Below are 19,602 nucleotides of genomic sequence, written 5' to 3' on the forward strand. Positions count from 1 at the left end.
TCCCCTATGTGCACATTCGCAGGCACATCGCGTTACGCTGGTGTGTGTCGTATTGCAGCAATTCTTGAACAGGAAGTAGGCGATCAACGCCGTGTCCGTCAATACTCCGAACCGCACCGTCGACGACTTCGGGTCGAACGAGTGGTTGGTCGAGGAACTGTACGAACAGTTTAAGTCAGACAAGAACTCTGTGGACAAGTCCTGGTGGCCGTTCTTCGACGAGTACGAGAAGGCGAACGGAGCGGAGTCGGCGCAGACGACCTCCTCCGCATCCTCCTCGGCTGCGGATTCCGCACCCCAGTCCACGAGCTCGACGGCGAAGACGGCTGAGAAGTCCGCGCCGCAGGCGGAGAAGAAGGCCGGGGACGCCGCTGCCGCACCGCAGAGCACCGAGGCCGCCACCGCCGAACGCCCCGACTCGGTGCCCGCGAACAAGGAGACCTCGCGCGGGGTCTCGCCCTCCTCGGCGGAGACCGAGACGCTCAAGGCGGAGACGAAGTCCGTTCCCAAGGTCACGACGAAGGAACTCGAGCCCCAGCCCGCCCCCGAAGAGACGATCACCCCGCTGCGCGGCCCCGCGAAGCTCATCGCGAAGAACATGGAGGAGTCGCTCGAGGTGCCGACGGCGACCTCGGTGCGCGCGCTGCCGGCCAAGGCGCTCATCGACAACCGCATCGTCATCAACTCGCACCTCAAGCGCACCCGCGGCGGCAAGGTCTCCTTCACCCACCTCATCGGCTTCGCCGTGATCCGGGCGCTGAAGAACTTCCCGAGCATGAACGTCTCCTACGACGTGCGCGACGGCAAGCCGGCGATGGTCTCCCCGGCCCACGTCAACTTCGGCCTCGCGATCGACGTGCCGAAGAAGGACGGCACGCGCTCGCTGCTCGTCCCCAACGTCAAGGCCGCCGAGACCCTGACGTTCCGCCAGTTCGTCGACGCCTACGACGGCCTCGTCGACAAGGCCCGCAAAGGCAAGCTCACCGCTGACGACTTCGCCGGGACCACAGTGTCCCTGACGAACCCCGGCGGCATCGGCACCGTCCACTCGATCCCCCGCCTGACCAAGGGCCAGGGCGCGATCATCGGCGTCGGCGCACTCGACTACCCGGCCGAGTTCCAGGGCGCGAGCCAGCGCACGATCAACGACCTCGCCGTCTCGAAGGTGCTGACCCTGACCTCGACGTACGACCACCGCGTCATCCAGGGCGCCGGCTCCGGCGAGTTCCTCAAGCTCGTCCACGGCTACCTGCTCGGCGAGGACGGCTTCTACGACGACGTCTTCGAGTCCCTGCGCCTGCCGTACGAGCCGGTGCGCTGGGTGCCCGACGTCTCCGCCGAGGACCAGGACGACGTCAACAAGACCGCCCGCGTCATCGAGCTCATCGACGCCTACCGGACCCGCGGCCACCTCATGGCCAACATCGATCCGCTCGTCTACCGGCAGCGCTCGCATCCGGATCTCGACATCAATCAGCACGGCCTGACCCTGTGGGACCTCGAGCGCGAGTTCCCCACCGGCGGGTTCGGCGCCAAGCCGATGATGCCCTTCCGCAACATCCTCGGCCTGCTGCGCGAGAGCTACTGCCGCACGATCGGCTTCGAGTACATGCACATCGCCGACCCGCTGCAGCGCCGCTGGTTCCAGGCGAAGATCGAGGTCCCCCACCAGGAGTTCACCCGGTCGGAGCAGGGCCACATCCTCGGTCGCCTCAACGCGGCCGAGGCGTTCGAGACGTTCCTGCAGACGAAGTACATCGGGCAGAAGCGCTTCAGCCTCGAAGGCGGCGAGTCCGCGATCGTCCTCCTCGACGAGGTCCTCAACCAGTCCGCCGACGCCGGGCTCGAGGAAGTCGCGATCGGCATGGCCCACCGCGGCCGGCTCAACGTGCTCACCAACATCGCCGGCAAGTCGTACGCCCAGATGTTCCGCGAGTTCGACGGCACGATGTCGCCCGACAGCGTCCAGGGCTCCGGCGACGTCAAGTACCACCTCGGCACGCAGGGCTCGTTCACCTCGCCCTCGGGCAACTCGACGAACGTCTACGTCGCCGCGAACCCCAGCCACCTCGAGACGGTCGACCCCGTCCTCGAAGGCATCGTGCGCGCCAAGCAGGACGTCATCGACCAGGGCGAGTCCGGCTTCACCGTGCTCCCCGTCCTCGTCCACGGCGATGCCGCCTTCGCCGGTCAGGGAGTCGTCGCCGAGACGCTCAACCTCTCCGAGCTGCGCGGCTACCGCACGGGCGGGACGATCCACATCATCATCAACAACCAGGTCGGGTTCACGACGCCGCCCGCCTCGGCGCGCTCGTCGTTCTACTGCACGGACATCGCGAAGTCGATCAACGCCCCGATCCTCCACGTCAACGGGGACGACCCCGAAGCCGTGGTCCGCGCGGCCCGCCTCGCCTTCGAGTACCGCCAGGAATTCAACCGCGACGTCGTCATCGACCTCGTCTGCTACCGCCGCCGCGGCCACAACGAGGGCGACGATCCGTCGATGACCCAGCCGCTCATGTACTCCCTCATCGAGAAGAAGGGGTCGGTGCGCAAGCTCTACACCGAATCCCTCGTCGGCAGGAAGTGCATCACCGACGATGAGGCCGCCGAGGCGCTCAAGGACTACCAGTCGAAGCTGGAGTCCGCGTTCGCCGAGACGAAGGCCGCGGAGTCCGGCTCGGGCAAGGGCACGGCGTTCAACGCCCCGCATCAGCCCAGCGACATCGAAGCGCTCAACGACGTCTCGACGGCGATCAGCGCGGAGACCCTGACCCGCATCGGCGATGCCTTCGTCGACATCCCCGAGGGCTTCACGGTCCACAAGAAGCTGCGCGCGCTCCTCGAGAAGCGCAAGGAGATGGCGCTGCACGGCGGCATCGACTGGGGCTTCGCCGAGCTCATCACCTTCGGCTCGCTCCTCATGGACGGCGTCCCCGTCCGGCTGGCCGGCCAGGATTCGCGCCGCGGCACGTTCGTCCAGCGCCACTCGGTGCTCATCGACTCCGTCAACGGCAACGAGTGGACGCCGCTGCAGAACCTCAGCGACGACCAGGCCCGCTTCTACGTCTACGATTCGCTGCTGAGCGAGTACGCGGCCGTGGGCTTCGAGTACGGCTACTCGGTCGAGCGCAAGGACGCCCTCGTGGCGTGGGAGGCGCAGTTCGGCGACTTCGCCCAGGGGGCGCAGTCGGTCATCGACGAGTTCATCTCCTCCTCCGAGCAGAAGTGGCAGCAGAACTCCGGTGTCGTCATGCTCCTGCCCCACGGCTACGAGGGTCAGGGACCCGACCACTCCTCGGCGCGCATCGAGCGCTACCTGCAGCTGTGCGCGGAGTCGAACATGACCGTGGCCTACCCGTCCTCGGGTGCCTCGTACTTCCACCTCATGCGCCGTCACGCGCTGACGCCGAACAAGCGGCCCCTCATCGTCTTCACCCCGAAGTCGATGCTGCGCCTCAAGGCGGCGGCGAACTCGCCCGAGGACTTCACCTCCGGGAAGTTCGAGGCGATCATCGACGACCCGGCCGTCGACGCGGACAAGGTGAAGAAGATCGTGCTCGTCTCCGGCAAGCTCTACTGGGAGCTGCTGGCGCAGCGGGAGAAGAACGGCGACGACACGACCGCGCTCGTGCGCGTCGAGCAGCTCTACCCGCTCGACGACGAGGCGATCACCGCGGTGCTCGACCGCTACCCGGCCGATGCCCAGCTCGTGTGGGCGCAGGAGGAGCCGGAGAACCAGGGTGCGTGGCCGTTCATGGCCCTCAACCTCACTCCCCTCCTCGGTGGGCGCGATCTCACCCTCGTTTCCCGTCCCGCCTCGGCGTCGACGGCGACGGGTCTGAAGAACGTGCACGAACTCCAGCAGCAGGAGGTCGTCGGGCGGGTCCTCCAGAAGTGAGCTCGGAGACCTCGACGACGATCGCCGTGGTCGGTGGCCCTCTGGTCGCCGGCCACGGCGATGGCCGCGGTCTCGGCTGGGTCGGCAGAGTCACCGCACGGACCCTGCCGAGTCTGCCCGGCCTGCGCGTCTACCCGCTGGCGGTCGGCAGCGAGGACTCTGCGGGCCTCCACTCGCGGGCGATGGCCGAGGCGTCCCTGCGCTTCAGCCCCGAGGGCGACAATCGCCTCGTCCTCGCCCTCGGCACCGGAGACCTCGATTCCGGGCGCTCGGTCGCCCGGGCCCGCCTCGACGTCGCCAATGTCCTCGACGAGGCGCTGTCGCGGAAGGTCTCCGCATTCGTCATCGGTCCTCCCCCGGACCACGGCTCCGACCGCAACCGCGGGATCGCCGAACTCAACACGAGCTTCTCCGATGTCGCGAAGCGCCGCGGCATCGCCTACGTCGACACGTTTACGCCGCTCCACGGCCATCCAGTGTGGCAGCGCGAGCTCGCCTCGTCCCACGACCGGCTGCCCGCCCAGGAGGGGTACGGACTGCTCGCCTGGCTGGTCCTCCATCGCGGCTGGTTCCCGTGGCTGGGTGTGCGCGACGTCATCGGCGACGACGCCTGAGACCGGGCCGGAGTCCGGGCCGGACGGGCTCCTGCCTCCTCCCGGGCATCCGGTGCGCACACGCGTGCCGTGGACTTGGTCCCGGTCACGGGAACGTGAAACAATGAACCGTCCAATCGAAGGAGAACCGCTATGAGCAAGCGAGGCCGCAAGCGCCGCGATCGCCGTCGTTCGAATGCCAACCACGGCAAGCGTCCGAACAGCTGAGAAGTGAGTGCACCACCGGGTGCACGACAAGGCGGGGAGAGTCATCATGACTCTCCCCGCCTTCGTTCTCGGTGCGCTCAGCGCTGCCAGCGCACCTGCTCGACGGCGATGCGCCGCCGGATCTTCTCCTTGAGTCCCAGAGGAGCCTCCTCCCGACCGCAGGACCGGCGCACGACCTCCTTGAGCATCGCTTCGATCTCGTACTCGTCGTGGCAGGCCGGGCAGTGCTCGAGATGGATCGAGATCTCGCGGATCTCGGTCGTCGTCAGCTCCCCGTCGAGGTAATGGTAGATGCGCATGAGGGATTCAGCCCGCATGCTCTCGCAGCAGTCTCCGTTGTTCACTTCGCACCTCCCTCGGCGTCCTTGGTGCCGAAGCCGCGATCGGCGGCGTATTCCGCGAGCATCTCGCGCAGCTGCCGGCGGCCGCGGTGCAGGCGCGACATCACGGTGCCGATCGGGGTGTCCATGATCTCCGCGATCTCCTTGTACGGCAGGCCTTCGACATCGGCGTAGTAGACGACCATGCGGAAGTCCTCGGGCAGCGCCGAGAGGGCGTCCTTGATGTCGGAGTCGGGCAGGTGGTCGAGGGCTTCGAGTTCGGCCGAGCGTCCCTCGGAGGAGGTGTGGCTCGCGGCCTGGGCGATCTGCCAGTCCTCGATGTCCTCGCTGCCGTGCTCCTGCGGCTGGCGCTGCTTCTTGCGGTAGTTGTTGATGAAGGTGTTGGTGAGGATCCGGTAGAGCCACGCCTTGAGGTTCGTGCCGGGAGTGTACTGGTGGAAGGCGGCGTAGGCCTTCGCGTACGCCTCCTGCACGAGGTCTTCGGCATCGGCGGGATTCCGTGTCATCCTCAGGGCCGCGGCGTAGAGCTGGTTGAGGTATTCGAGAGCGTCGCGCTCGAAGCGGGCCGAGCGCTCGGCCTCGGTTTCGTCGACTTCTTTGACTGATTCGGTCATCACCGACAATGGTACGCCCGTTCTCTCCAACACGGCAGTGGCACTCACGAAAGTCCTCCTCACCCGGCCTGTGTGACAGCACCCGCGGACCCCTGGTGGGCCGCGGCGCTCGACCGGTCATTCACAGTGTCGTGTCAACGTTTCGGCGCTGTCCCGATATTCCCCGACAGCGGCTATGCTTGCGGGTGAGATGCCCGACAACAGTCGCAGAAAGGAACCCTGTGTCTCCCATTCGTCTCATCGCCCGTCCCATGCTCGCCGCCGGCTACATCAGCAACGGCATCAGCCGTCTCCGGCACCCCGAAGCGGCCACCGCCTCGATCGGCCCACTGCTCGCCCAGGCGCGCAAGCGCGTCGACATCCCCTTCGACGCCACGACGGTCGCGCGAGCCACCGGTGCCGCCCAGGTCGCCGCCGGCTCGCTGCTGGCGATCGGACGCTTCCCCCGGCTCAGCGCCTCGGTGCTCGTCGGCACCTACCTGCTCGACACCATCGGTGAGCGCATCGCCGCGGAGAAGGCGACGTCGAAGGAGGAGAAGCGCGAGCGCCTCGAACGCACCCTCACCCGCACCTCGATGCTCGGCGGCGCGCTGCTCGCCAGCGTCGACACCGACGGCAAGCCGGGCCTGTGGTGGCGCACGCAGCATGCCGCCGAGGACCTCTGGTCCTCGGTCGAGAACACGTCGAAGCAGGCAATGAGTGCCCTTGGCGTCGACTGAGCCTCCCCTGCCCGTCACCGGTGACTGGCGTCCGCCGCGGGCGCCCGACGCGGTCAGCGCCGTCGTCACGGTCCCCGGTTCGAAGTCGCTGACCAACCGCTACCTCGTCCTCGCCGCGCTCGCGGAGTCCGACTCCGTGATCCGCGGCTGGCTCGCCAGCCGGGACACGCAGCTGATGATCGCCGCGCTCGGCAGCCTCGGCGCGCAGATCACCGAGGTCGACGGGGCGCTCCACGTGACTCCCATCGACTTCTCCGCCGCGGCCGATGCCGGGCCTGCGGTCGTCGACTGCGGCCTGGCCGGCACCGTCATGCGCTTCGTGCCCCCGATCGCGGCGGCCACCGGTCGTGAGGTCGTCATCGACGGCGACGAGCAGGCCAGGGTGCGGCCGATGGGCGTGACGATCGATTCGCTCACCCGCCTCGGCGCGGACATCACTGCGACCGGAGACTCGCTGCCGCTGACGATCCATGCCGGTTCCGCTCTGCGCGGCGGTCACCTCGAGATCGCCGCGGGCGCGTCGAGCCAGTTCGTCTCCGGCCTCCTGCTCGCGGCTCCGGCGATGCCGCTGGGACTCGAGCTGCGCAACACCGGGCAGGCCGTGCCGAGCCGCCCTCACATCGACATGACGCTGGAGGTCCTCGCCGATGCCGGCGTCGACGTCAGCGAACCCGAGGACGAGCACTGGGTCGTCGAACCCGGCCTGCCGCGCGGTCTCGACGTCGTCGTCGAACCGGATCTGTCGAATGCGGCGGCCTTCCTCGCCGCTGCCCTCGTCACCGGCGGTGAGGTGACGATCACCGGGTGGCCGGCGCACACGACCCAGGCCGGTGATGATTTCCGCCGCATCGCCGAGGCGTTCGGCGCCGCCGTCGACCTCGATCGGCACGGTCTGCGGGTGCGCGGGCCGCATCGCCTGCGCCCGGTCGATCTCGATCTCTCCGCCGTCGGCGAGCTCACCCCGGTCGTCGCCGCTGTCGCCGCACTGGCCCCCGGCACCTCGCACCTGTCCGGGATCGGGCATCTGCGCGGCCATGAGACCGACCGGCTCGCGGCGCTGACCCGGGAGCTCACCGCCCTCGGCGTGGGAGTCGACGAGGAGCCCGCGGCGCTGACGATCACGGGCGCCCGCCCGGGTGCGGGCACCTGGCACACGTACCACGACCACCGCATGGTCATGGCCGGGGCCGTCCTCGCGCTCGTCGCCGAGGGCATCGTCATCGAGAATGCCGGCACCGTGGCGAAGACGCTGCCGGAGTTCACCCTCCTGTGGGAGGACATGCTGGGCCACGGGGCCTGAGATGGCGCGCATCTTCCGTGACGAGGACTATCGTCCGCGGCCCAACCGCAAAGGGTCGCGGCCGCGGACGAAGAACCGTCCGAGCCACGACTCCGCGGCGCTCGGCCTCGTCACCGCCGTCGACCGGGGACGCTACCGGATCGTCCTGGCCGACGACACCGGCGCCTTTCCCGAGGACGGCCGGGCCGTCACCGCTGTGCGGGCATCGCATCTGCGCCGTCAGGCCGTCGTGCCCGGTGACATCGTCAAGGTCGTCGGCGACACCTCGGGCGACGAGGGCACGCTCGCGCGCCTCGTCGAGATCACCCCGCGCCGCACCCTGCTGCGCCGCAGCGCCGACGACACCGACCCGACCGAGCGCGTCATCGTCGCCAACGTCGACATCATGGGCATCGTCACCGCCACGGTCGATCCCGAGCCTTCCTACGGCCTCATCGACCGCGCTCTGGCCGCGGCGATCGATGCGGGGATCACTCCGCTCATCGTCGTGACGAAGACCGACCTCGCCCCCGCTGAGGACATCGAGCGCCGCTTCTCGATGGCCGACGTCGACATCGTCTCCTCGGGGCTGCGCGAGGACGGCACGCTCTCCGATGACGCCGTCGCCGGTCGCCTCGCCGATCACATCAGCGTCCTCGTCGGCCATTCCGGGGTCGGCAAATCGACGCTGACGAACGCGCTCGTGCCCGCCGCTGATCGCGCCACCGGCCACGTCAACGACGTCACCGGCCGTGGTCGGCACACGTCGTCGTCGGCCGTGTGCCTGCCCCTGACGACCGGCGGCTGGCTCATCGACACCCCCGGCGTGCGCAGCTTCGGACTCGCCCACGTCGACCGCGACGGTCTCATCGCGGCGTTCCCGGAGCTCACCGAGGCGACCACCGAGTGCCCGCGCGGCTGCACCCATCTCGCCGACGCCCCTGGATGCCGCCTCGACTCATGGGTGGCCGAGGGCCGGGCCGGGCCGGGCGGGGTCTCACGGCTGGAGTCGCTGCGCCGGCTGCTGTCGAACGCTGGCTAGAGTGGAGGGATGAACGACCTCGACCTCGCACTCGACCTCGCCGACCTCGCTGACTCCCTGAGCCTCTCCCGCTTCGTCGCCGCCGACTTCACAGTCGAGACGAAACCGGACCTCACCCCCGTCACCGAATGCGATCGGGCCGTCGAAGAGGCGATCGTCGACCGCCTGCGCCTGACCCGGCCCGACGACAGCGTCCTCGGTGAGGAGTTCGGGTCGCACGGGACCTCCTCACGCCGCTGGATCATCGATCCCATCGACGGCACGAAGAACTATGTGCGCGGGGTGCCCGTATGGGCGACGCTCATCTCCCTCTACGACGGGGAGACTCCGCTCGTCGGCGTCGTCTCGGCTCCGGCGCTCGGCAGGCGGTGGTGGGCGGCCGCGGGCGCGGGGGCCTTCGCCTCGGCGATCGGGGGCCCGGCCCGTCGCATCACGGTCTCCGAGGTCGGGGACCTCGCCGATGCGTCTCTTTCCTTCGCTTCCCTGGGCGGCTGGCGCGACCTCGGTGTCCGCGAGGAATTCATCGCACTGACCGACCGGCTGTGGCGCACCCGCGGATACGGGGACTTCCTCTCCTATATGCTCGTCGCCGAGGGCGCGGTCGACATCGCGTGCGAACCCGAGCTCGCGCTCTACGACATGGGAGCGCTCGTCCCGATCGTCAGCGAAGCCGGCGGCACCTTCACGAGCACGACGGGCGTGACGGGACCGTTCGGCGGCAATGCGGTCGCAACGAACGGCCTCCTCCACGAGACCGTCCTCGACGCCCTCGGCCGCGTGGCTCCGGAGGGATTCTGACATGGACCGGGATCGGACGAGGCCGAACCTCGACCGTGCGCCGCTGTGGCGGGAAATGGCCGCAGCCGCCGGCCTCATCGGCAGCGACGGCGCGATCGCCGAGACGATCTACGGCCAGATGACGGCGCTGGCGACAGCCACCGGGGCGGTCAACCTCGGCCAGGGAGCGCCGGGCACCGACGCTCCCCCGGAGCTCATCGCCGCCACGACCGCGGCGATGGACGAGGGGATCAACCAGTACGCCCCCGGCCAGGGCCACCCGGTTCTGCGGGAGGCCGTCGCCGCACAGCGGGCCCGGGACTTCGGTCAGGCGGTCGACCCCGCTGACGTGCTCATCACCTGCGGAGCGACCGAGGGGCTGACGGCGGCGGTGCTCGCCCTCGTCCCCGCGGGCCGTGTCGTGACGTTCGAGCCGTTCTACGACGGGTATCCTGCGGCCGTCGCCGCGGCCGGCGGAGTGCTCTCGACGGTGCCCATCCTCCCTGATGGGACCGGTGGATTCCACCCCGATTGGGAGGAGTTCGACCGCGTCATGACCTCCGCTCCCCCGGTCTCCCTCATCATCGTCAACACGCCCCACAACCCGACCGGCTTCGTCTTCTCAGCGGATGACCTCGCGCGCATCGGGGATGCGGCGACGGCTGCGGATGCGTGGGTCCTCACCGATGAGGTCTACGAGGAGCTCATCCTCGCCCCCTCCGACCATGTTCCCCCGGCCGTCGCGGTGAGCGATCCGGCCCGTGTCGTCACCGTCTCCTCGGCGGGCAAGAGCTGGAACATCACCGGGTGGAAGCTCGGCTGGGTCATCGCCGAGAGGCCGGTGCGGGAGGCGATCCAGGCGGTCAAGCAGTTCCTCACCTTCACCGGGGGCGGGCCGATGCAGATCGGCCTCGCTCGCGTCCTCGAGTCCGGCAGCGGGTTCACAGCTGTGAATCGGGAATCGCTGCGGGCCCGCGCCGAGGTGCTCGTTCCCGCATGTGCGAGCGTGCCGGGCGCTGCCGTGTCGATTCCGGCGGCCGGGTACTTCACGGTCGTCGACTTCGCCGCGCTCACCGAACTCGATGCGTTCGCGCTCAATGAACTGCTCGCTCGGGAGCACGGGGTCGTCGGCATCCCCGTGCCGGCGCTCTGCCGGCCGGGATCGACTGCCGCACAGACGTACCGCAGTGCGATCCGGTATTCGTTCTGCAAGTCCCCGACCGACGTCGACGAGGGTGCCCGGCGCATCGCCCTGCTGGCCGAGGCGCTCCGGACGGATCCGGACCTGCTGCGCCGCCGTTGACGCGCAAGTTCCCTCGTCCGGCCGCCCGGCAGTTCTGCCGTCATTGTCCAGCTACCGTCCGCCGGTGGAGGGTCGCAGCGGCGTGGTCAGCGCTTCGGCCCTCGATGTCCCCTCACCGGTCTCGGACACGACGGACGCGGAGACATGACGAAGGCGGACCGCCTCAGCGGTCCGCCTTCGTCATGCGGTCGGCACTGTCGCAGGCAGCGATCAGGCCTTCGTCAGCTCGAGGTCGAGGACGATCTTGATCTTGTCGGAGACGAGGAGCTCGCCACCGCCGAGGACGGCCGAGAACTCCATGCCGAACTCCTTGCGGTCGACGGTCGCCGACGCCGTGAGACCGGCCACCTCGTTGCCCATCGGGTCGGTTGCGACACCGTGGAACTCGCTGTCGAACGCGACCTGCTTGGTCACGCCGCGCATCGTCAGTTCGCCTTCGAGCTCGAAGTCCTCGCCCGATTCGGCCTTGACTCCGGTCGACTTGAAGGTGAGCTTCGGGTGCTCGTCGGCGGCGAAGAAGTCGCTCGTCTTCAGGTGCTGGTCGCGCTGCTCGTTGCGGGTGTTGATCGACTCGACGACGGCCTCGGCGGTCACCGAGCTGTCCTCGAGGGAGTCGCCGACCTCGACGGTGCCGGAGATGTCCTCGAAGTTGCCGCGGACCTTCGACACGCCGGCGTGGCGGGCGGTGAAGGTGAACTCGGAGTGGTTCGGATCGATGTTCCAGGTGCCGGCGGTGAGTCCCTTGGGAAGTGCGGTCATGATCTCTGCTTCTCCTTATGGTTGAAATTTGAAGTACGCGGATGACTATAGTTCAGTTTTCAACTACATGCAAGCTCTGCGCGCCGCAGCGTGTGCGACCCCGCAGACCTCCCCTCACCCTCGGGCGGACGAGTGAACCCAAGGTTACCTTGTGGCAAAGGTCACGCGACGAGAATTTTGCGCAGGAATTACGCTCGTGTAATGTTGAGACCACGCCGCGGGGTGGAGCAGTTCGGTAGCTCGCCGGGCTCATAACCCGGAGGTCGGAGGTTCAAATCCTCCCCCCGCCACCACAGTGGCAGAACCCCCAGTCAGTTCATCTGGCTGGGGGTTCTTCTCATTCACGCACGCCCCGGCAAGGTGAGGTTAGACTAACCTGGTGAAAACTTCCAAGCCTTCCCGCGCGCTCTCCGCTGCGGCCGCTCTGCTCACTCTGACCCTCCTCGCCTCCGGCTGCGCGGCGGCCGACGATTCCGCGGGCGACTCCGCCGGCAGCACCGACGTCGCAGCGGGCGGCAAGGAGTTCGGCACCGCCGATGAGAAGACCGCCGCACTCGGCAGCGACGCCGCGCCCGGCGAGTTCCCGCGCACCGTCGACCATGCGCTCGGCACCACGGAGATCGAGAAGCGGCCCGAACGCGTCGTCGTCCTCGACACCGGAGAACTCGATGATGTCCTCGCCCTCGGCATCACCCCGGTGGGCATGGTGACGACCGAAGGCGCACAGCCCGTCCCCTCCTACCTCGCCGAGGAGACGCAGGGCGTGGAGACCGTCGGAACGATCAGCGAACTCGACCTCGAGAAGATCGCCTCGCTCGAACCGGACCTCATCCTCGGCAGCCAGCTGCGTGCGGAGAAGCTCTACGACGAGCTCGAGGCGATCGCGCCGACGGTCTTCTCCATCCGCCCCGGGTTCCCGTGGAAGGAGAACTTCCTCCTCGTCGGCGACGCCCTCGGCCTCGAAGAGGAGGCGACGGCCGAGCTCAACGAGTACGGACGTGAGGTCAAGGCCCTGGGCGATTCCGTGACCGGCGATCCGACGATCTCCCTCGTCCGGTTCATGCCCGGGAAGCTGCGCCTCTACGGCAATGCCTCTCTCATCGGCGTCATCCTCGCCGATGCCGGCCTCGCGCGTCCCGAGACCCAGAACGTCGATGATCTCGCCGTCGAGATCTCCCCCGAGAAGCTCGACGAGGCCGACGGTGACGTCATCTTCTACTCGAGCTACGGCGAACCCGGCGCCACCGGGGAGACCGAGGCGCTGCAGACGAGCCAGTGGACGAACCTGCCGGCGGTCAGGGACGGCAGAGCCTACCGCGTCGATGACGACGTGTGGTTCCTCGGACTCGGGCCGATCGGGGCCAAGCAGGTCGTCGAGGATCTCGACCGATACCTCGCACAGTAGCGGTCCCCGCAGCCGGTTCTCCCAACCGGTTCCGCGCGGCAGCGGTCCGCGCAGCCGGTCCCCCGAAGCCGGTCCCCCGACGACGACGGCCCCGGAAGGATGTCTCCTTCCGGGGCGTCGTGTCAGCCGAGCTGCGGGCTCACTCCCGCGTCGGGTCAGTTGCCTCCCTGATCGGGTGCCGGCGATTCGGGCGGTGCCGTCGCCCCGCCGTCCTCGGCGAGCGAGGGATCGGCGGCGATCGCATCGTCGATCGCCTGCTTGAGGCGGTCCTGAGCCTTGCCGTAGGCCTCGAAGTCTCCGGCCTTGAGCGCGGCGTCGGAGTCCTCCATCGCCTGGCGCGCCTCCTGCAGGGCTTCGTTGAGGCCCTGGTCGGCGGGCTGTCCGCCACCGCCGCCGTCGCCGCCCGAGGAGCCGGAGGTCCCGCCTCCGCCCTCGGTGCCGGCGTCACCGGCCTGGGCGCCGGAGTCACCGCCGAACACCTGGTCGAGCGCCTCGTCGAGGGTCGGGGCGAACCCGATGTTCTCACCGAAGGCGACGAGCACGTGCTGGAGCAGCGGGTAGGACGTGTCACCGGCTGACCGGACGTAGACCGGCTGGACGTAGAGCAGACCGCCGCCGAGCGGAAGCGTGAGCAGGTTGCCGTTCTGGACCTGCGACTCACCCTGCCGCAGCAGGTTGAGGCTGCGCTGGACATCAGGGGCGGTGTTGAAGTTGTTCTGCGCCTGACCGGGACCGGGCACAGTGGTGTTGCGCGGCAGCTGGAGGAGCCTGAGCTTGCCGTAGCTCTCCGCGATGTCACCCGGCGTCGACCCCGCATCCGCATCCGCGGACAGGAAGCCCGTGAGGTTGTTCCGCGACTGGCCCTCCGAGGACTGCGCGGGGATGTAGGAGCTGGTGAGCGAGAACGACGGGGATTCCTGACCCGGCATCTGCAGAGTCATGTAGAACGGCGGCTGGGTCAGTCCGCTGTTGGCCCGGCGCGTCGGATCGGTCGGCAGGGCCCAGAAGTCCTGGCCGGTGTAGAACTCGCTGGCCGAGGTCACGTGGTAGCGGGTGAGCAGCTCACGCTGGACCTTGAAGAGGTCCTCCGGGTACCGCACATGGCTCATGAGGTCACCGGACATGTCCGAGGCGGCTTGATGAGGCCCGGGAAGATCTTCATCCACGTCTTGAGCACGGGATCGTTCTCATCCCACTGGTACATGTCGACCGAACCGTCGTAGGCGTCGACGGTGATCTTCACGGAGTTCCGGATGTAGTTGACCTCTTCGTCCGGCAGGGTGGCCACGGTTCCCGGCGCCGAGGCGGTCGTCGAGTCCTCGGTCGCCTCCTGGAGGGGCTGCGGGGTCGAATACGGGTAGTCCTTCGCCGTCGTGTAGCCGTCGAGGATCCACTTGATCTTCCCGTCGACGACCGCCGGGTAGGGGTCGCCGTCGATCTTGAGGAACGGGGCGAGCTTCTCCACACGCGAGCGCGGGTGGCGTTCGTAGAGGATCTGCGAATCGGCGTTGACCGCGTCGGAGAGGAGGATCTGCTCGTCCTGGTACTTCAGGGCGTAGGCGAGGCGGTTGAAGATGCTGCCGACCGACGGGCCGCCGTCGCCCTGGAAGGTGTTGTTGACCTGACCGGAGCCGCTGTCCTCATCGGACGGGTAGTCGAGTTCGCGCGGGGTCGACCCCTCCGGGCCGCCGACGATCGAGTACTCCGGGGAGCTCTCACCGAAGTACACGCGGGGCTCGTACTCGGGGAAGTCACCGCGCGGCGGAATGTCGGACTCCATGAACGTCGGCTCGCCGTCGGGGTTGCGCTGGTTGCCGTTGGCGGCGACGACACCGAAGCCGTGCGTGTAGACGATCGCCCGGTTGTACCAGCTCTGGTTGTTCACCGAACTCGGGCTGAGCTCGCGCACCGCGATGACGGTGTCGCGCATCTGCCCGTCGATGTTGTACCGGTCGACGTCGAGCTGCGCGGGGAACGAGTAGTAGGGCCGGACCTGCTGCAGCTGGCGGAAGGTGTCGGAGACGAGGTTGGGATCGAGCAGACGGATCGAGGCCGCGGTCTCGGCATCGGCGCGCAGGGCGCCCGCTTCGCCGCTCGTGCTCGGCTCGTACGGGGTCACCTCGATGTCGTTGAAGTCGAAGGCCTCACGGGTGGCGTCGATGTTGCGCTGGATGTACTCGGACTCGAGGCTCTGCTGCGAGGGGTTGACCTGGAACTGCTGCAGGAGCGCCGGGTAGGCGATGATCGACACACCGCCGAGGACGAGGAGGGTGAGGGTGGCGATGATCGAGATCCGCCAGTTGCCCTTCCACGCGGTGTAGACGAAGAGGAGCGCGACGAGCACCGCCGCGATCGCGACGATCGCCATCGCCGGCAGCGCCGCCCGGTCGTCGACGTAGGTCGCGCCGGGCACGATGCCGCCGGACCCGGTGAGCCGGTCGTAGCGGCTCAGCCAGAGACGTCCCGCCTGGACGAGGACGAGCAGAGCCACGGTGATGCCGATCTGCCACTGCGCGGTCTTCGTCAGGATGACCCCGCGCTGCTCGCCGGGCCGGATGCCGCCGAAGAGGTAGTGAGCGACGAGGGCGGCGATGAGCGAGAGGACGAGCGCCATCCCGAGCTGATCGCCGACGAGGCGCAGACCGGGCAGCACGAAGACATAGAAGGACTTGTCGATGCCGAACTGCGGATCGGTCTCCCCGAAGGACGACGCGTTCATCCATTCGAGGACGACGTTCCACTGCGCCGAGGCGGTGATGCCGGCGAGGATGCCGACGACGGCGGGGATCGCCAGGTCGCGACCGACGCAGGGGTTCGATGGCCTCACGGTAGCGGTCGAGGTTCTCCTGCCGCGGTGTCGTGGGGGCGTAGACGGGACGGTTGCGGTAGGCCAGGTGGAGGCTCAGCCACACCGGCACGGCCATGACGAGGAAGCCGGCGGCGAACGTGATGCCGCGGGTGAACCACATCGTGCGGAAGACCTCGGAGGCGCCGAGCTGACCGAACCACAGGACCTCGGTGTAGACCTGGGTGAACGCGATGAAGGCGACGAGGAGGATCGCCACCGACACCAGTGTCAGCAGCAGTGGCGACCGCCGTGATCCTGATCCGGGCATCTTCGCGGAGGAGGGTGAGGACGTGGTGCTCACTGCTGACCTTTCTCGTTGGTGGTGTCACCGGACGTGCACGACTTCAGCTGGGACGTGTCTCCGGTGGCATAGCTTTCGACGGCGGAGCGGGCGTCGTCGAGGGTGTCGATGCGGGCGACGGTGATCTGCGACTGATCGGCGGCCCCGATCACCTCGGCGCAGTTCTCGGCGGGTGAGAGGAAGAGCGTGGCGCCCTTCGCGGTGGCGGCGGCGACCTTCTGCCGGGCCCCGCCGATGGGGCCGACGGTGCCGGCGGGATCGATCTCGCCGGTGCCGGCGACGTGCTTGCCGCCGGTCATCGAGCCGGGGGTGAGTTCGTCGACGATCGCCAGGGCGAACATCGTCCCGGCCGAGGGCCCGCCGATCCCCTCGACGTTGAAGGACACGTCGACCGGGAAGTCGAACTGCTGCCGCATCATGATGCCGATGGCATTGCGACCGTCGATGGTCGCCGGGTCGAGGCTGAGATCGACCTCGGAGCCGTCGCGCTCGACGACGAGATCGACGGTGTCGGAGTCCTGTACGGTCGTGCTCATCGTCGCAGGCGCCGCCGAGTCGTTCTCGAGCGAGGTCCCGTTGACGGAGACGAGACGGTCGCCCTTGTTCAGCTTGCCCTCGGCCGGGGACCCGGGCGTGACCTCGTCGACGAGGAGGTCGACGGTGTAGGGCATGTCGAGTTCGCCCATGGCCGCGGCGACGGCGACGTCCTGACTCGATGTCATCTCCACCGTGTTCGCCTCGGTGACCTGCTCGCGCGTCGTGTCGAGCGGGTAGTAGGCCTCGGTGGGCACGACCGTCTCCTGACCGTCGATGAGCGCGCCGAGGGCCTGGGTCGCGTACGTGTCGCGACCGGGACCGCCGCTGACGGCCACTGTGAGCATGTCGATCTCACCGCTCGTCGGGTAGGTCTGGGCACCGGAGACGCTGATCATGGGCTTGCCCTGGTAGTCGCCGAGGGTGTTGAACACCGGCCCGGGCAGCTGCAGCATGTAGGGAATCGGGATGAGCACGGCCAGCGCGATGAGCAGGTAGGTCATGACCCCCGCCGAGGTGGCGAAACGGGGCGAGCGTCGACGGGATCGGCTCCGTGGGGCGGGTGCCTGGACAGGCACCGCTCGGGGGGCATTCTCTGACATGGATTCCTTTCGGTGCACCGCGTCACCAGTCTAGTTGAAAGGCGACGCGCGACTTCTCAGACTCCTTACGCCCGGTGCGAACACGCACCCCTTTCGCCGGGTGCGAACATGGAGCGAAACTTCGCGCGATTGGGAAGCTTCGCACATGTCCCGAGGTTAACGTGGTGATGACTACGATTCTCGAAGGCGCGTGAGACCATGAGCGACGACAAGTCCAACGACAACAGCAACGAGCAGAACCCGTTCGAGCAGATCTTCGGAATGCTCTTCGGCCAGGGCGGTCCCGGCAATCCGGGCGGTCCCGGCCAGGGCGCCTCCGGTCCGCAGGGTTTCAACATCGACCCGGCGATGATGGCGACGATCATGAGCCAGATGCAGGGTCTCTTCGGCCAGGGAGCCGACCCGAGCGCGCAGGCGACGCAGATCGCGCTGCGCAGCGTGCCCTCGCCGGATCCCGCGGTCAGCGATGACGCCGCGCATGCCGCGACGGATGCGTTCCGCCTCTCCGAACTCTGGCTCGCCGAGGCGACCGACCTGTCCGTGGCCAACCGCGCAACTGCGACCCTGACCCGCGCCGACTGGGTCAAGCGGACGATGCCCGGGTGGCAGAAGTTCGTCCTCCCGATCAAGGAGAACATGTCGACGGCGCTCACCGACACCCTGCAGACGCAGGTGCCCGAGGAGATGAAGAGCATCCTCGCCGGTGCCTCGTCGATGTTCTCGACGATGAGCGATTCGATGTTCGCGATGCAGATCGGCCAGGCCGTCGGCGCCCTGTCGGAGAGCGTCCTGACCGGCACCGAGGTGGGCCTGCCCCTCCTCCCCCACGATCAGGCCGTGCTCGTCGAGGCGAACATCGCCGCCTTCGCCGAGGAGATCGACGTCGACATCTCCCAGGTCCGCATCTACCTCGCCGCCCAGGAGCTCGCCCATCTCGCCCTCTTCGAACGCGCCCCGTGGCTCGCCGCCCAGGTGGAGACCGCGCTGACGAGGTATGCGCAGGGGCTCAAGGTCGACACCTCGCAGATCGAGGAGATGGCCTCGTCGATCGATCCGTCGAACATCTCCGATCTCAGCGACAACATCCGCCAGGGACTCTTCAATCCGCCGACGACCGATGAGCAGAAGCGGGCGCTGACGACGCTGGAGAACCTCCTCGCCGTCATCGCCGGCTGGGTCGACGTCGTCGTCTTCGCCGCGAGCGACAAGCTGCCGGCCCGCGAGCAGATCCGCGAAGCGCTGCGGAGGCGACGGGCGACGGCCGGACCGGCGGAGAAGACCTTCTCGACGCTCGTGGGCCTTCAGCTCAACCCGCGTCGGCTCCGCGATGCCGCCGCTCTCTTCGCCTACCTCGAATCGCAGGGCGGCGCCGAGGCGCGCGACAACGTCTTCACCCACCCCGACCTGCTGCCGACGACCGAGGACCTCGACGATCCGCTCGGCTACAGCGAACGCCGTCAGGCCGAATGGGCGGGCGACTCGACGCTCGACGAGGCGCTCAGTCGCATCCTCGCCGAAGGCACCGACGGCGCGTCCGGTGCGACCCCGTCGTCGGCCGGTGAGGCGGGCACGGGAGCAGGCACGAACTCCGACTCGCAGGAGGAAGCCGGCACCGACTCCTCGGCAGCCGGCTCCGCCGCCTCGGCGGACCCGACGTCGAGTGATGAGGAGACGGATGACACGTCCGCGTCGAAGCGGGAAGCGTCCTCCGAGGCCGAGGAGGGATCCGACGCGGACTCCGACGGCCCCGGGCCCAAGGGGACCAACGACACCGACCGCGACGAGAAGTGAATGATCGCGCTCTCCACGGCGCGTGACGAGGTCGCGCACACCGCGCACACGAGTGGATTCGCCGAGGCGTTCGCCGGGCTCTTCGAGTCCCGCGGCGCCTCGGCGCTCGTGCGCGCGGGCACGAGCGAGCACGTCACCGCGAGCTGCCTCGTCGTCGACCCCGACACCGAGGCGGTCCTGCTCAACCATCACCGGCGGGCCGGCGCCTGGATGCAGTTCGGCGGCCATCTCGAATCCGGCGATGTCAGCCTGCGCGACGCCGCCCGGCGGGAGGCGACCGAGGAGAGCGGCCTCGAGCGGTTCCGGTGGGTCTCCCCTGCCCCGCTCGAGCTCCACGTCCACGATCTCGCCGGTGATTTCGGCACGTGCCGGCGGCACTTCGACGTCGTCTACGGCGCCGTCGCCTCGGCCGAGCAGAACCCGGCCGTCTCCGCTGAGTCACTCGACGTCGCGTGGTTCCCCATCGCCGGGCTGCCCGCCGCCCTCATGCCCGACCTCGTCACCCGGCTGCCCCAGCTCTACCGCGCGACCGTCGCGGCCCACGCCGCAGACGGCCGCTGAGTGA

At 68.5% G+C, this 19,602-nt stretch carries 15 protein-coding genes, 1 tRNA gene and 1 pseudogene; 12 read left to right on the forward strand and 5 right to left on the reverse strand.

The genetic code is table 11. The annotated features are described in order from the left end of the window. Window positions 1–91: 91 nt before the first annotated feature. From AC2W7K_RS15350 to AC2W7K_RS15360, 3 genes are all read left to right on the forward strand, one after another. A complete protein-coding gene (locus AC2W7K_RS15350; protein ID WP_344249761.1) occupies window positions 92–3,901 on the forward strand; it encodes a multifunctional oxoglutarate decarboxylase/oxoglutarate dehydrogenase thiamine pyrophosphate-binding subunit/dihydrolipoyllysine-residue succinyltransferase subunit in 3,810 nt (1,269 codons plus the stop codon). Beyond that, on the forward strand, window positions 3,898–4,515 hold the full coding sequence (locus AC2W7K_RS15355; RefSeq protein WP_137827020.1) for a GDSL-type esterase/lipase family protein: 618 nt from the start codon (window positions 3,898–3,900) through the stop codon (window positions 4,513–4,515). The genes AC2W7K_RS15350 and AC2W7K_RS15355 overlap by 4 nt, the downstream gene beginning before the upstream one ends. Before the next feature lie 132 nt (window positions 4,516–4,647). Continuing rightward, window positions 4,648–4,722 (forward strand): 50S ribosomal protein bL37, encoded by a 75-nt coding sequence (locus tag AC2W7K_RS15360; protein WP_100227367.1) that lies wholly within the window; start codon window positions 4,648–4,650, stop codon window positions 4,720–4,722. 77 nt (window positions 4,723–4,799) lie between these two features. Here AC2W7K_RS15360 and rsrA read toward each other — a convergent pair whose 3' ends face one another. Together rsrA and AC2W7K_RS15370 are read right to left on the reverse strand one after the other, a co-directional pair. Further along, a complete protein-coding gene (gene rsrA / locus AC2W7K_RS15365) occupies window positions 4,800–5,039 on the reverse strand; it encodes a mycothiol system anti-sigma-R factor (protein ID WP_211977778.1) in 240 nt (79 codons plus the stop codon). A gap of 23 nt (window positions 5,040–5,062) precedes the next feature. Next, window positions 5,063–5,677, reverse strand: a complete 615-nt coding sequence (locus AC2W7K_RS15370; RefSeq protein WP_137827018.1) for a sigma-70 family RNA polymerase sigma factor — start codon at window positions 5,675–5,677, stop codon at window positions 5,063–5,065. Window positions 5,678–5,898: 221 nt separating this feature from the next. Here AC2W7K_RS15370 and AC2W7K_RS15375 point away from each other — a divergent pair, with 221 nt between their 5' ends. From AC2W7K_RS15375 to AC2W7K_RS15395, 5 genes are read left to right on the forward strand one after another with little or no spacing between them, the layout of a single operon-like run. Then, on the forward strand, window positions 5,899–6,396 hold the full coding sequence (locus AC2W7K_RS15375; protein WP_137827017.1) for a DoxX family protein: 498 nt from the start codon (window positions 5,899–5,901) through the stop codon (window positions 6,394–6,396). Continuing rightward, window positions 6,383–7,696 (forward strand): 3-phosphoshikimate 1-carboxyvinyltransferase, encoded by a 1,314-nt coding sequence (aroA, locus tag AC2W7K_RS15380; protein WP_425546716.1) that lies wholly within the window; start codon window positions 6,383–6,385, stop codon window positions 7,694–7,696. Before AC2W7K_RS15375 ends, aroA begins: the two co-directional genes overlap by 14 nt. Window position 7,697: 1 nt before the next feature. Further along, a complete protein-coding gene (rsgA, locus tag AC2W7K_RS15385; RefSeq protein WP_344249768.1) occupies window positions 7,698–8,717 on the forward strand; it encodes a ribosome small subunit-dependent GTPase A in 1,020 nt (339 codons plus the stop codon). Window positions 8,718–8,726: 9 nt separating this feature from the next. After that, complete coding sequence (gene hisN, locus AC2W7K_RS15390; protein ID WP_344249771.1) at window positions 8,727–9,515, forward strand: histidinol-phosphatase; 789 nt, start codon at window positions 8,727–8,729, stop codon at window positions 9,513–9,515. Between the two features lies 1 nt (window position 9,516). Further along, window positions 9,517–10,797: an aminotransferase class I/II-fold pyridoxal phosphate-dependent enzyme gene (locus tag AC2W7K_RS15395; protein ID WP_486006364.1), complete on the forward strand. Its 1,281-nt coding sequence runs from the start codon at window positions 9,517–9,519 to the stop codon at window positions 10,795–10,797. A 210-nt stretch (window positions 10,798–11,007) separates the two neighbouring features. Here AC2W7K_RS15395 and AC2W7K_RS15400 read toward each other — a convergent pair whose 3' ends face one another. Next, window positions 11,008–11,556: a YceI family protein gene (locus AC2W7K_RS15400; RefSeq protein WP_211977782.1), complete on the reverse strand. Its 549-nt coding sequence runs from the start codon at window positions 11,554–11,556 to the stop codon at window positions 11,008–11,010. A 216-nt stretch (window positions 11,557–11,772) separates the two neighbouring features. Between AC2W7K_RS15400 and AC2W7K_RS15405 the strand changes: the two genes are divergently transcribed. Beyond that, a tRNA-Met gene (locus tag AC2W7K_RS15405) sits at window positions 11,773–11,849 on the forward strand. An 86-nt stretch (window positions 11,850–11,935) separates the two neighbouring features. Next, a complete protein-coding gene (locus AC2W7K_RS15410; RefSeq protein ID WP_344249776.1) occupies window positions 11,936–12,961 on the forward strand; it encodes an ABC transporter substrate-binding protein in 1,026 nt (341 codons plus the stop codon). 155 nt (window positions 12,962–13,116) lie between these two features. Here AC2W7K_RS15410 and AC2W7K_RS15415 read toward each other — a convergent pair. After that, window positions 13,117–16,077, reverse strand: a pseudogene (locus tag AC2W7K_RS15415) (UPF0182 family membrane protein). Between the two features lie 29 nt (window positions 16,078–16,106). Then, window positions 16,107–17,147, reverse strand: a complete 1,041-nt coding sequence (locus AC2W7K_RS15420; protein ID WP_344249778.1) for a YlbL family protein — start codon at window positions 17,145–17,147, stop codon at window positions 16,107–16,109. 297 nt (window positions 17,148–17,444) lie between these two features. Here AC2W7K_RS15420 and AC2W7K_RS15425 point away from each other — a divergent pair, with 297 nt between their 5' ends. Together AC2W7K_RS15425 and AC2W7K_RS15430 are read left to right on the forward strand one after the other, a co-directional pair. Further along, on the forward strand, window positions 17,445–19,037 hold the full coding sequence (locus AC2W7K_RS15425; RefSeq protein ID WP_344249780.1) for a zinc-dependent metalloprotease: 1,593 nt from the start codon (window positions 17,445–17,447) through the stop codon (window positions 19,035–19,037). Further along, window positions 19,038–19,598: an NUDIX hydrolase gene (locus AC2W7K_RS15430; RefSeq protein WP_344249782.1), complete on the forward strand. Its 561-nt coding sequence runs from the start codon at window positions 19,038–19,040 to the stop codon at window positions 19,596–19,598. Window positions 19,599–19,602 lie beyond the last annotated feature (4 nt).

This window comes from Brevibacterium sp. LAARM2_SD2 (genome assembly GCF_057364785.1).

Bases quoted from the DNA above. Each gene is read 5' to 3' on its own strand.
- rsrA (WP_211977778.1), bottom strand. From the start codon at position 5,039: ATGCGGGCTGAATCCCTCATGCGCATCTACCATTACCTCGACGGGGAG.
- AC2W7K_RS15370 (WP_137827018.1), bottom strand. From the start codon at position 5,677: ATGACCGAATCAGTCAAAGAAGTCGACGAAACCGAGGCCGAGCGCTCG.
- rsgA (WP_344249768.1), top strand. From the start codon at position 7,698: ATGGCGCGCATCTTCCGTGACGAGGACTATCGTCCGCGGCCCAACCGC.
- hisN (WP_344249771.1), top strand. From the start codon at position 8,727: ATGAACGACCTCGACCTCGCACTCGACCTCGCCGACCTCGCTGACTCC.
- AC2W7K_RS15395 (WP_486006364.1), top strand. From the start codon at position 9,517: ATGGACCGGGATCGGACGAGGCCGAACCTCGACCGTGCGCCGCTGTGG.
- AC2W7K_RS15400 (WP_211977782.1), bottom strand. From the start codon at position 11,556: ATGACCGCACTTCCCAAGGGACTCACCGCCGGCACCTGGAACATCGAT.
- AC2W7K_RS15420 (WP_344249778.1), bottom strand. From the start codon at position 17,147: ATGACCTACCTGCTCATCGCGCTGGCCGTGCTCATCCCGATTCCCTAC.
- AC2W7K_RS15425 (WP_344249780.1), top strand. From the start codon at position 17,445: ATGAGCGACGACAAGTCCAACGACAACAGCAACGAGCAGAACCCGTTC.
- AC2W7K_RS15430 (WP_344249782.1), top strand. From the start codon at position 19,038: ATGATCGCGCTCTCCACGGCGCGTGACGAGGTCGCGCACACCGCGCAC.